Annotated in this window: 9 protein-coding genes; 6 read left to right on the top strand and 3 right to left on the bottom strand. The window is 43.1% G+C overall.

Going from position 1 to position 13084, the window contains the following annotated elements; translation table 11 throughout:
- Positions 1-13 precede the first annotated feature (13 nt).
- Positions 14-1222 (top strand): ATP-binding protein, encoded by a 1209-nt coding sequence (locus AAA942_RS13255; protein ID WP_338220757.1) that lies wholly within the window; start codon positions 14-16, stop codon positions 1220-1222.
- A 54-nt stretch (positions 1223-1276) separates the two neighbouring features.
- On the opposite strand, the gene AAA942_RS13250 is transcribed toward AAA942_RS13255, so the two are convergent.
- The 3 genes from AAA942_RS13250 to AAA942_RS13240 are packed head-to-tail and all read right to left on the bottom strand — an operon-like array spanning position 1277 to position 5550.
- A complete protein-coding gene (locus AAA942_RS13250) occupies positions 1277-1930 on the bottom strand; it encodes a LolA family protein (protein ID WP_338220756.1) in 654 nt (217 codons plus the stop codon).
- A 32-nt stretch (positions 1931-1962) separates the two neighbouring features.
- Positions 1963-4458 (bottom strand): DNA translocase FtsK, encoded by a 2496-nt coding sequence (locus tag AAA942_RS13245; protein WP_338220755.1) that lies wholly within the window; start codon positions 4456-4458, stop codon positions 1963-1965.
- 51 nt (positions 4459-4509) lie between these two features.
- Positions 4510-5550: a quinone-dependent dihydroorotate dehydrogenase gene (locus AAA942_RS13240; RefSeq protein ID WP_338220754.1), complete on the bottom strand. Its 1041-nt coding sequence runs from the start codon at positions 5548-5550 to the stop codon at positions 4510-4512.
- A gap of 350 nt (positions 5551-5900) precedes the next feature.
- Here AAA942_RS13240 and bshA point away from each other — a divergent pair, with 350 nt between their 5' ends.
- The 5 genes from bshA (at position 5901) to AAA942_RS13215 (ending at position 12936) form a co-directional block, all read left to right on the top strand.
- The gene (bshA, locus tag AAA942_RS13235) at positions 5901-7037 is read left to right on the top strand and encodes an N-acetyl-alpha-D-glucosaminyl L-malate synthase BshA (protein WP_338220753.1); all 1137 of its coding nucleotides are present in this window, start codon (positions 5901-5903) and stop codon (positions 7035-7037) included.
- Positions 7038-7140: 103 nt separating this feature from the next.
- Positions 7141-7767, top strand: coding sequence for a sterol desaturase family protein (locus AAA942_RS13230; protein ID WP_338220752.1), 627 nt, complete (start codon positions 7141-7143; stop codon positions 7765-7767).
- A gap of 226 nt (positions 7768-7993) precedes the next feature.
- Complete coding sequence (locus AAA942_RS13225) at positions 7994-8815, top strand: epimerase (protein WP_338220751.1); 822 nt, start codon at positions 7994-7996, stop codon at positions 8813-8815.
- A 417-nt stretch (positions 8816-9232) separates the two neighbouring features.
- The gene (gene htpG / locus AAA942_RS13220; RefSeq protein ID WP_338220750.1) at positions 9233-11119 is read left to right on the top strand and encodes a molecular chaperone HtpG; all 1887 of its coding nucleotides are present in this window, start codon (positions 9233-9235) and stop codon (positions 11117-11119) included.
- 710 nt (positions 11120-11829) lie between these two features.
- Positions 11830-12936: a BF3164 family lipoprotein gene (locus AAA942_RS13215; protein WP_338220749.1), complete on the top strand. Its 1107-nt coding sequence runs from the start codon at positions 11830-11832 to the stop codon at positions 12934-12936.
- Positions 12937-13084: the final 148 nt, after the last annotated feature.

Raw genomic sequence — 13084 nt, 5'->3', positions numbered from 1 at the left:
TGAGTTTAGCCCAATGCGAAGGAAAATTTTCATCCGACTCAAGGAACATCTCAAAAGAGAGGAAGCGACCCTATTGATTGGGCCAAGACAAAGCGGTAAGTCTACCTTAATGAAGCAGCTCGAGGCTGAGTGTAAATCTGAAAATATCCCAACAGTTTATATTAATCTGGAAAACAAAAGCTTTTTGGCCGAACTGGATTCCAATCCACTTCATTTATTGGCCTATTCATACAATCCTCTGGTAAAAACAGTTTTTTTTCTGGATGAAATTCAATACCTGAGCGATCCTACCAATTTTATCAAATTGCTTTACGATGAGCATCGAGCACAAGTCAAACTGGTGGTCAGTGGAAGTAGTGCCTTTTATTTAGATGAAAAATTCAAAGACTCATTGGTTGGGCGAAAGCGGATTTTCAGGTTAAACACCTGCGATTTTGAGGAAACACTTCTTCTTCAGGGCAAAGAAGAATTACACCTCGAGTATCAAAAAATCAAATCCTCACCTAAATACAAATCGGTTAAATCGGATTTTTTAAAACTTGAATTTGAAAAACACCTGATTTATGGTGGTTATCCGGCTGTGGTCATCGAGCAGGATGAAAGAGAGAAAAAAGAGCTTTTGAAGGACATAAGAGACTCCTTTGTAAAGCGGGATATTCTGGAATCCGGAATTAAGAATGAGCTACTCTTTTATCAACTTTTCCGAATTCTTGCTGAGCAAACCGGGCAATTGATCAATGTAAATGAACTTAGCAATACCTTGAAAACTAGGTCAGAGACTATTCACAATTACTTGAGGATCATGCAAATCTGTTTTCATGTGGAAACTGTCAGACCCTTCTACTCTAATGTTCGCAAGGAACTTGTCAAAATGCCAAAAATCTATTTCCTGGATTTGGGTCTAAGAAACTGCCTGCTAATGAATTTCCAGTCTATTCAAATTCGTATGGATCGTGGTGAACTTTGGGAAAATGCGATTTTTAGAAGTTTGGCAGACCGTTTTGGGCCAGAGGAAATCAGGTTTTGGAGGACAGCGGATGGTAAAGAAGTAGATTTTGTCCTGCCGGAAATAGAGGACCCGATGGCCCTGGAAGTCAAGCTGGATCAAAAATCAAATAAACAATCCAAATACAAGCTATTCACGGAAAGCTACCCATCATTACCGTTTCGTTTTGTCAACCTGAGTCCTTGGAATGAAGAGGTATTGAGGAAAGAATTTTGATTGAAATCAAACGAAAAAACGTCGATACTTTTGATGCTTGCCCCCTTCGAAAACCTACCTCAAATCAATCACTTCAATCCCGGGATATTTTTTGGGATCAAAGACAAAATAATCTGCTGAAAGTGAAGGAGCTTGTTTCAATTCCCTGAAAGAATAAGAAAGCGTTCCGCCTTGACCGTCAGACATCTCCCAAGCAAGAAGATCTTGGGTGTTTTTATCAACCATCAACTTCACCTCCTTAAAAGGAGAATCTGCTTTTTGAGCCACTAGAAGGACTACTTGTACCGGCTTTCCTTTGTAGGTATTGTCTGCCAAGAGTCGGTAATTGTAGCCTGTCTCATACATTTTGTAGATGTTTGAGGGAGTCAGTTCTCCTTCCATTTGGCTGACATCATTGATGGTGACTTCCTTGTACCCATCACTTTGAATAAAGGTCCATACGGTCTTCCCGTCATTGAAAATTTCCTGATCTGGAAGCTTGAGCCTGTACTTTTCTCCCTTTACGGCAAGCTCTCCCTGCTGTCGGTCTTGTACCACCCCAGCATCTGAATAGGTGAAGTCAAAGTTGGCAGTAAAGCCATTTAAGCTTTGGTATTTTTTGCTCATCCCGTCGAGGACAGCTTTGGCTTTTGGATCCTTTTGCCCGAAGGCAAAAGAAGACACAAAAACCAGAAAAATCAGGATCAAAGAGGGGAAAACTTGTTTCATGAATTGATGGGTAGAAACGGATTGTTAGGCTTTTACAAGCTATTCAATAACCGTTCCAAACTGGCCTCATCCTGGACCAGAACCTCCCTCGCTTTAGAGCCCTCAAAAGGTCCCACAATGCCCGCTGCTTCCAGCTGGTCCACGATTCTGCCCGCACGATTGTAGCCCAACTTGAGCTTTCTCTGGATCAAAGAGGTACTTCCCTGCTGATGGAGGACGATCAGCCTAGCCGCATCATCAAACAAAGGATCCCGATCCGAAAGATCTACATCCGCTGCCGAACCATCTCCTTCCTCTCCTTCAAATTCCGGCAAAAGATAAGCATCCGAGTAGCCCTTTTGATTACCAATCCAGTCACAGATGGCATCCACCTCCGGAGTATCCAAGAAGGCACACTGAAGGCGGATCATCTCCGAACCCTGGGAAAGCAACATATCACCCATACCGATCAGCTGGTCCGCTCCACCTGCATCAAGGATGGTTCGGGAGTCGATTTTGGAAGTCACACGGAAGGAAAGACGGGCGGGAAAGTTGGCCTTGATGATACCCGTGATCACATTGACAGATGGTCGCTGGGTAGCCACTACCAGGTGAATCCCTATCGCTCGGGCCAATTGGGCCAAACGTGCGATTGGACCCTCGATCTCCTTCCCTGCAGTCATCATCAAGTCCGCCAATTCGTCGATGACCAAGACGATGTAAGGCATGAAGTAATGACCCTTCTCCGGATTCAGCTTTCTGGCGATAAACTTGGCATTGTACTCCTTGAGGTTTCGGCAACCGGCATCTTTGAGCAGATTGTACCGATTATCCATCTCAATACAGAGGGAATTCAGGGTGTAAATTACTTTCTTGGTATCGGTGATAATCGCTTCCTCCGAGCCGGGAAGCTTGGCCAAAAAGTGTCTTTCGATTTTGTTGAAAAGTGTCAACTCTACCTTTTTAGGATCGACCAGGACAAACTTCAACTGGGAAGGATGCTTTTTATAAATCAGGGAAGCCAAAATCATGTTCAATCCCACAGACTTACCCTGACCGGTAGCACCGGCCATCAGCAAGTGGGGCATTTTGGCCAAATCCACTACAAACACCTCGTTGGCGATGGTTTTACCCAAAGCTACAGGAAGGTCTTTGTCTGACTTCATGAATTTCTCCGTGCCAATGACTGCGCGGGCGGGGACTAACTCCCTGTTTTTGTTTGGAACCTCTATCCCGATTGTTCCCTTACCAGGGATTGGAGCAATGATCCGGATTCCCAAGGCTGCCAAACTTAAGGCGATATCGTCTTCCAGATTTTTGATTTTGGAAATCTTCACTCCCGGATTAGGCACGATTTCATACAAGGTCACTGTTGGACCAATGGTCGCTTGAATCCCCTGAATACCGATCTGGAAATTCTCCAGCGTGGTGACAATCTTGTCCTTGTTCTCCTCCAACTCCTGCCGGGTCACCGTGACCTTCTTGACATCGTATTCATTCAGCAAGTCCAGCGTGGGATATTGATATCGGGGAAGATCCAGGGTAGGATCATAAGGATCCAAATTTTCGACTTCTTCTGCGGTCTTTTCCTCTTGAACAGCCTTGTGGACGGTGAATTTTCCTACCGCCGGTTCCGGAGATACTTGTGCCACTTTTTCATCCAAAAGATTGACCTGAGGTACATCGAAAAGGTCTTCCTCCAACTCAGACTCCTCATCTTCCATATCTTCCAGCTCATCCTCCAAGTCCAAGGCTTTTTCAACCTCGAGATTTTTCACCTCCCAAGAACTTCCGTCATCCAGAATATCTTCTTCCTCTTCTAATTCTTCATCTGAAGAAAAGGGATTTTGAGCGGGTTTGGCGGATATGTTTTCTTGCAAATCATCGATGTCTGATTCGGTTTTTGGAGAAAACATGTTCAATTGATCTATCCCGAAAAACAGCACAACAAATATCAAAAGGGAGACTATGATCAGGATAAAGGTTCCCATTCCCAGAAAATCCGCCGAGAGCTTGGCCAATTCATATCCCAATCCTCCGGAAATGAAACTCCAATAGGAATACCCCTCCACCAAAATGACCAAATACCCAATCAGCAATCCCAACCACACAATGAAAAAAAGGGAAAAAACGGTGTAGCGTGTGAGGGAAACTAGTGAAAACTTGAATGTCCAGCGGAAACCCAACAGAAAAATGAATGGAGGGATAAGAAAGGCGGCTATTCCAAACCAACGATAAATCAACCAATTCGAAACCTGAGCGCCAAAGTATCCCAACCAATTTTGTGAGGCACGGGCGGCTTCTCTCACTGCCTGATCGGGATTATTGAAGACCAAGCTTTGATCTTCAGGTCCATTGAGCAGATAAGAGATGAAAGCGATTACCAAAAAAATACTGATCGAAATCAAGCTGAGCCCGGAGACCAATGCCAACTGCTTGAATTGAAACTTTCCCAATGAAAATCCAGGTCCAGAAGGCTTTTTGGGGCTTTTCTTGACATTTTCTGATTTTTTACGAAAGGTGTTGGTACGGGAGCTTGGGGACGCCATTGAGGTGAAAGTACGAGTTTAATTTAAGCCAAAAGGCTACACTAAGACAACTTACCGGGAAAAAAATGCCAGAAGTCCTTTTTTGATCTTTTTTACTATGCTTGGCCCCTCATAAATCATGCCCGAGTAGATCTGAACCAGACTTGCCCCGGCTTCCAGCTTCTCTATTGCATCTTCAGGGGAAAAGATTCCACCTACCCCAACAATCGGAAAAGCCCCTTTGGAATGAGTATGTAGGTATCGGATTACTTCAGTGCTCCGCTTTCCTAGGACTTTCCCGCTTACTCCACCGGCTCCGATAGCTTCCACCTGAGCAGGGTCAGTGCTCAAAAGCGACCGGTCAATCGTGGTATTGGTCGCAATCACTCCATCAATCCTTGTTTCTCCGACAATCTCAATGATATCATCTAACTGCCCCTCAGTCAAATCCGGAGCGATTTTCAACAAGATGGGTTTGGGCTGCTTTTTTAAATCATTGGCTGCTTTCACAGCAGAAAGTAAGGCTTTCAGCGGTTCTTTTTCCTGCAAATCCCTGAGATTGGGGGTATTGGGAGAGCTGACATTGACCACAAAATAGTCAACATAAGAATGTAAAGCTTCCAGACAGAAAAGGTAATCGTCGACTGCCTTTTCATTTGGAGTGACCTTGTTTTTACCAATATTTCCACCCACAATGACTTTAGACTTTCTCTTCTTCAGCCTTTCTACTGCCTCAAGAACTCCTCCGTTATTAAATCCCATGCGGTTGATCAGGGCTTCATCCTGAGGAAGGCGAAAAAGCCGGGGTTGAGGATTGCCTTCCTGAGGCTTTGGCGTAAGGGTTCCGATTTCGATAAATCCAAATCCCAGCATGGCCATTTCATCAATCAGCTTGGCGTCTTTGTCAAAGCCAGCAGCCAGTCCCACAGGATTTTTGAACTTTAGACCAAACACCTCCCTCTCCAATCTGGGATCATCCAGCTCAAATCCTGACTCCAAAATCGAACTGATTATGGGAATATTGAAAGTGAGTTTGGTGAGATCGAAAGTGAAATGGTGAGCATCCTCTGGTTTTTTCAAAAAAAGCAAAGGCTTCAGGATGGACTTGTACACGGCTGAGAATTTGGATCAAAGCTCAAAGATAAAGCATATCACTTCTTGCCCTAAAATCAGGATAAAAAAAGAGGAAGCATTGGAAAGACTGCCTCTTTTGAATCTTGGTATTTCCAGTCTTTCCCCGCCAAGGTTGGGACCCTAAAGGCCAGAGAAAAAAAAAAATCTTTGGATTGAGTTTGGAGTTTTTTTGGAAAAACAGGAAGGAAAAACCAATCCCCAAAATCCCCTTCCACTACCTGCAACAAACTGGCATTCAAAGCGAGGTGTATAAAATTCTTTTATTTTGAACAAAAATTAGGCTTACGCGTGTTTAAAAGCTGGTAAAAAAAAGCCTGATCGGCGCCATTATGAAAATAGGAATTGTTTGCTATCCTACCTTTGGAGGAAGTGGTGTAGTAGCCACAGAGTTGGGGAAAGGCCTCGCCAAAATCGGTCATGAGGTCCACTTCATCACCTACAAGCAGCCCATGAGGCTGGATTTTTTCAGTGAAAACCTCTTTTATCATGAGGTAGACATCAAAAGCTACCCGCTTTTTGAATTTGCCCCTTACGAACTGGCACTTGCAAGTAAAATGGTCAGCGTAGTCAAATACGAGAATCTCGACCTCCTTCACGTCCATTATGCTATTCCGCACGCTTCGGCAGCTTACATGGCCAAGCAGATTCTGAAGACAGAAGGGATACAAATACCAGTGGTCACCACCTTGCATGGTACGGATATTACCCTTGTAGGCAAAGACCCAAGCTATGAACCCGTAGTCACATTTTCGATCAACCAATCGGATGGAGTCACAGCGGTATCCGAAGACCTGAAAAAGGAAACCTATGAGTATTTTGACATCAAGCGGGATATTGCAGTCATCCCCAACTTCATTGACTTAGAGCGATTCAAAAAGCAACGAAAGGAACATTTCAAGCTCGCCATTTGCCCCAACGGAGAAAAACTCCTGGTACACACCTCCAATTTCCGGAAGGTTAAGCGGGTCGAGGATGTGATCCAAGTATTTTACAATATCCGAAAAGAAATCCCCGCCAAGTTACTTTTGGTCGGAGATGGACCTGAGCGAGACCGGATGGAGCGTCTTTGCCGTACCTTGGGCACCTGCGATGACATCCGCTTTTTGGGAAAATTGGAAGCGGTCGAGGAGGTTTTGTCTGTGTCGGATTTGTTTTTGATGCCTTCGGAAAAGGAAAGTTTCGGACTGGCAGCCCTTGAAGCCATGGCCTGTGAGGTGCCTGTCCTTTCATCCAATGCGGGAGGTATCCCAGAACTCAATCTGGACGGAAAGACCGGATTTGCCTGTGCGGTGGGTGACGTGGAAGACATGACTGCCAAGGCAAAAATCATTCTTGCGGATGAAAATCTTCCCGGTTTCAAAGAGCGGGCTTTGAATCGTGCTAAAGAATTTGATATCCATCAGATTCTTCCCCGATATGTGGCCTATTATGAGGAAACCATCGCAAAAACCCTGAGTACGGTTTAATAATATGATTTAAATCAATCAGCGCTTAATTTTTAAAAGTTGAAAAACCTTACCTTTGTGCCGTTGTTATTCCTACGAAAAACAGATCATTGAACTGAATACTATGAAAAAGATTGGAAGATTGGATAAGCCGGACAACTTCGGTTCAGCCAAGATGTTTTCTAATCCCCTTCTGGAGAAAATCTCCAGAACCCACATTTTGGTGCCGATCACGCTGTTTGTTGCGATCTCCTCGGTGTCTTTTTACTATGCAGTGACTTCGACAGAGATTGGATTGTGGGTTGGGATGTTGGTTTTGCTGGCAGGCTTGCTGGCTTTCACTTTTGTGGAATATATGATGCATAAGCATTTCTTCCACATGGAGCCTAATACTCCGATTAAGGACAAGCTACAATACACCGTGCACGGTGTACACCATGATTACCCGAAAGACAAAGATCGCTTGGCAATGCCTCCTTTCGTGAGTGCCGCCTATGCTGCGATTTTCTATTTGGTCTTCAATCTGATTATGGGAGATTATGCCTTGTACTTCCTTCCCGGATTTCTTTTGGGGTATACAGCTTACCTGGGTGTGCACTATATCGTACATGCCTACAGTCCTCCCAAAAACTTCTTCAAGGCTCTGTGGGTCAATCACGCAATTCACCACTACAAAGATCCAGACACTTCCTTTGGAGTAAGCTCTCCTCTTTGGGACTACATCCTGGGGACCATGCCTAAAAAAGACTAAAACAAGCCTCCCTTTTGGGAGGTTTTTTGTTTGATGGGTTTGCTACAAAGACGGAAAGAAAGTTAGAATTTCTGAAGAAAAACTTCATGTTCACCGGACCTTTTACTCAGATGTTCATTATTTGATACTAAAAACTATGAACACTGAACCCTGAACAAATAAAACCCGATAACTCATTAACCAATAACTAGCCTTGCGCCTTTGAGCCTTATTGACAAAAACCATAATGACAACTATATCAATTATCGGCCTGGGATGGATCGGAGAGCCTTTGGGCTTTCACCTGAGGGAAAAAGGATATAAAATCCTAGGCTCCACTACCTCTGAAGAAAAAAAGGCAAAACTTTCCCAAAAAGGCCTTCAAGCCATCCGCTTTTCACTCAATCCCCATCCGGAGGGAGTGGGTTTTAATGCCTTGTTTCAGTCCGAAATCCTCGTCGTTAACATTCCTCCCCGAACCCGATCCGGAGATGGACTTTTCCACCTCGAGCAGATTAAATATCTGAAAAGTTTGATTGATAACTCACCCATTAAAAAGGTGATTTTTGTTTCCAGCACAGGAGTTTACCCCGAAGCAAATTCTCCCGAAAAGTACGGGGAGGACTTTCCCCTATCTCTGGAAAATACCGGTAATGACACCCTTTTCCGAGCTGAGCAAATGATGTCCCAAGCCAGAAAATATGACTTGACGATTGTGCGATTTGGAGGTCTTTTGGGAGATGACCGGATTCCGGGGAAGTACTTTTCGGGAAAGGAAAATGTGGCAGGCCATACCCGGGTCAATTTTATCCATCGCAGGGATGCAGTCGCCCTGCTTGCTTGGGTGATGGAAAAAGAACTTTGGAATGAAACCTTCAATGGAGTAGCGCCAATTCACCCACTGCGAAGGGATATCTATCAAAAAAATGCGGCTGAATTGGGCTTTGCACCTCCGGCTAGTTACCAAAATGAACCCGAAGGAAATGATCGTTTGATTGATTCCAGTAAGATTCTGGAGACGGGGTTTGAGTTTGAGTTTCCGGATCCGATGGAGTTTAGATACAGTTGAAACACTATTGAAATACATTTGAAATAAAGCTTCCTGCGGCAGCAAAATATTTTTGTCACCAGCTCCTTTGGACTTGAATTTTCTAGGTATTTATTTCTCTTTTTTCCCCCGACGAAGGAGGGCTTATTTCCACGATATTTAATGGAGCTTATCTGCTCTTTAATTCGCAAATCATCTCTCAAAAATAATATCTCCATCATATCTCGCGACCGCAGGGAGCCTATTTCTATTGTATCTCGTGCAACATATCTTTTTTCAAATTCTGCCAACTGCGACTGCTTTCTGATCACTTCTGCCTTCCGCCATCGTGTCTTTGTGGCAATTCAAAAATGCCATCTTGTCACTTTTTCCCACTTGGAACGGGCATTGATATGCTCACTCCGTCAACATTTTGTAACTACTAAACCGATTTATACCATGCAGGAAAAAGGTACGATCTCGATTCATACCGAGAACATTTTCCCCATCATCAAAAAATTCTTATACTCTGATCACGAGATTTTCCTCCGCGAACTCGTATCCAACGCCGTCGATGCCACGCAAAAAATCAAACGACTGGCTACCCTAGGCCAATACAAAGGCGAATTGGGAGACATTACGGTAGAAGTTTCTTTTGATGAGAAAAAGAAAACCATCACCATCTCCGACAAAGGCCTCGGGATGACCGCCGAGGAGATCAAAAAGTACATCAATCAGATTGCTTTCTCCGGAGCTACAGAATTCGTGGAGAAATTCAAAGATGCCAAAGACGCCAACGAGATCATCGGCAAGTTTGGCTTGGGTTTCTATTCCGCATTTATGGTCGCCAAAAACGTGGAAATTCACACACTTTCCTATCAGGACGGCGCCGAACCAGCGATTTGGACTTGCGACGGAAGCACTGAATTTGAAATCAAAAAAGGCAAGAAAAAGACCCGAGGAACCGACGTGATTCTTCACATCAACGAGGATTCTGAAGAGTTCCTAGACAAATGGAAGTTGCAGGGCATCCTCGATAAATACTGCAAGTTCCTGCCTGTGCCGATCAAGTTTGGCACCAAAAGCGAATCAGTAGAAGACGGAGTCGATGACAAAGGGGAAAAGAAATGGAAGTCCGTAGAAGTGGATAATATCATCAACACCACTTCCCCGATCTGGACCAAATCTCCAAGCGATCTAAAGGACGAAGACTACCTCGCATTCTACAAGAGTCTCTATCCGATGAGCGAGGATCCGCTTTTCTGGATTCACCTCAATGTGGACTATCCATTCAACTTGACCGGTGTATTGTATTTCCCAAAAGTCAAAAACGAATTCGAGCTGCAGCGCAATAAAATCAAACTTTTTAGCCGTCAGGTATTCATCACAGACGAGGTGAAGGACATCGTGCCTGAATTCCTGATGCTGCTTCACGGGGTGATCGACTCTCCGGATATTCCGCTCAATGTGTCCCGAAGCTTCTTGCAAGCTGATGGCAACGTGAAGAAAATCAACAACTACATCACCAAAAAAGTAGCTGACAAGCTATCCGAACTTTTCAAAAAAGACCGCAAAGCCTATGAAGAAAAGTGGAATGACATTGGCCTGTTTGTGAAGTACGGTATGATCTCCGAGGAGAAATTCTACGAGAAAGGCAAGGAATTTACCCTGCTAAAAAACACCAAAAACGAGTATTTTACCCTAGATGAATACCGTGAGAAAGTGAAAGCGGTGCAGACCGATAAAAACGATCAGGTAGTCTACCTCTATGCTACTGATCTCAACAAACAGGACGGATTTATCGATTCTGCGAATAAAAAAGACTACGATGTCTTGGTGCTGGACTCTCCGATCGACAGCCACTTTATCCAGCATATCGAAACCAAGTTAGAGAAAACCCAACTCAAGCGGGTGGATGCCGACGTGGTGGAAAAGCTCATCCAAAAAGACTCCACCTATGCCAACCTTCTGACCGAAGATCAGAGCAAATCCGTCAAGGAACTCTTCGAAAAGGCGATCAACAACAAAAACTACAGTGTGGAGATCGAGGGCTTAAGCCCTGAGGAGATGCCCGTGACCATTACCATGGAAGAGTGGATGCGTCGTATGAAAGATATGGCCCAGACCGGAGGCGGACCAATGAGCTTCTACGGTAGCCTGCCTGACAGCTACAAAGTCGCCATCAACGGTAACCATCCCGTAGTGGACAAAATCCTAAAAGCCGATGGCGAAGAATCCCAACTGAAGCTAGCCAAGCAGGCATTTGACTTGGCGATGCTGTCTCAAGGCTTGCTGACCGGCAAGGATCTGACTGCCTTTGTGAAGCGAAGTGTGGAGATGATCTGATGTGAGAGTAGGCTGTCTCAAAAGTGAAGTTTGTCACATTGAGCGAAGTCGAAATGTCGTCAGGGAAGCTAGAAATGGCCTTCAACTTCGAGACTCTCGTCTCTCAGGTGCTTAGGCTGACAACGAAACGATTTATGAGACAACCTCTTTGATATATACTTAAACCTTCGAGGTTTCGAAAACCCCAAAGGTTTTTTAAATCCCCGGAAAGTAGCCGGGGATTTTCTTTTATTACGGTTGATTTACAATAAATCGGAATTGATACCTAAGGACTGATTACATATCAACAAATTGTATTTCAACGAGTTAAAAATTGAACTTTTCCGTAAACTAAAAATAATTGGATTGATTTTCAACTAGTTATGATTTTTTGAAAAAGAATTATTCGTTTTTTCTTGACAAAATCAAGGGGGGGGGGGGATTAAATTTAGTTCAAGTTCAATGCGCGGCGAGCTTTTTAATCAATTTCTAAACCTCAAAAACATAAAAAAATGAAAAAGTTAAAAATTACACTGATAGCACTTAGCTTGGGTACATTGGGTTATAATCCTGCGATTGCATAACCTGATAGGGTATGCTGTATTGAAGCTCCAATGGAGTATTGTGTTGTAGTGATTTATCCAGGTCCAACTGGTCCCGGTACAGGAGAAAGTTTTCCTTTTGGAGGAATAAGAGTTGACTGTCCTAGAATCCCCTAGAAATGATTTTTAATGACCGAAGTATTAAATACTTCGGTCACATCCCAAAAGAATTATCCCTTTAGTAAAATGAGGTATTTACAAATTGCAGTTTTGTTTTCGTTTTTTTCATGTGCTGTAAACACTGAAAATTCCCAATTTGACCCATTAAAAGACTTTGAAAGGCAAGAACTACTCAGGTCAAAAAGAATGGTTGCTTCCGATTCTATTTTCAAAACCAACGACTTGTTGATGACAGGTAAGTATTTGATTGTGCATGATCCAGATCTCCAATATATTTTTAAAATCATTGACGTTTCAAAGGATGAATTTCTTTTTTCTTTTGGAAGGCGGGGCGAGGGACCATGCGAGTTGGGCCCACTTTCTTTCATTAACCGTTTTGGGCCCGAAGGCCAATTTTTAGGTATATATAATGGTTCTTCCCGAACTTATTTAGAATTTTTATTCCAAGATATAATCGATTTGAATGGAGACCTAGATTGCATTGAAACTAAGTTTAACTTAGAAAAATATCATTTATCTATCGCAAAGATCCGATCAAAGCTTGCAATTGGCTATGCTTTGGATGATCAACCTTATTCTTTGATTACTGATGGGAAATCGGTCAATAAATTAGGTAGCTTCCCCTTCCAAGACGAATTTCCGAAAGTCCCTAGGGAAGTACTAGCAATGGCTTATCAGAATAGATTGATCAAGCATCCAACAGAATCTAAACTAATTTCCACTTCGCGTTTTTCTTTCAATATGGATTTTTTGAGTTGGGACAATTCTGGGAATTTGGAAATTTATAAGAGTTTGCATTTTTGGCCAACCGAATTCTTGTATGAAGAAACTGCAGGAGAGTTCGCTGCTCCTATTACTTCAGAGAATAGGTTCGGGAACCTGAGTACCACTGTTTCAAAAAGGTTTATATATGTACTATATAACGATGAACCATGGAATTATCAATTCCCTCAAAAAAGCAAAAAGATACTAGTTTATGATTGGGCAGGATCTTCAATAAAAATATATGAACTAGATCAAGAGCTAAGTCATATTGCCGTACATGAAAATGACGAATATTTGATTGGTTACTATGATGACGGTAAAGCCAACCTCTATAAATTTGATTTGGAATAAGACTTATAGGGATTTTTAGGCTTATCTGTTTCTTGAAAAATAACTTCTTATGGACCTATCATTAAAATTTTAGGAATTTTGTCCTTTTGGAAGATTTTAAAGAATTCCATATATCACAACTATTAGTCTTTCCCTATAGATGGCATTC

The sequence above is a fragment of the Algoriphagus sp. oki45 genome, assembly GCF_036245605.1.
In the GTDB taxonomy this organism is placed as follows: Bacteria; Bacteroidota; Bacteroidia; order Cytophagales; family Cyclobacteriaceae; genus Algoriphagus.
This window is presented reverse-complemented; position numbering and strand designations above follow the sequence as displayed.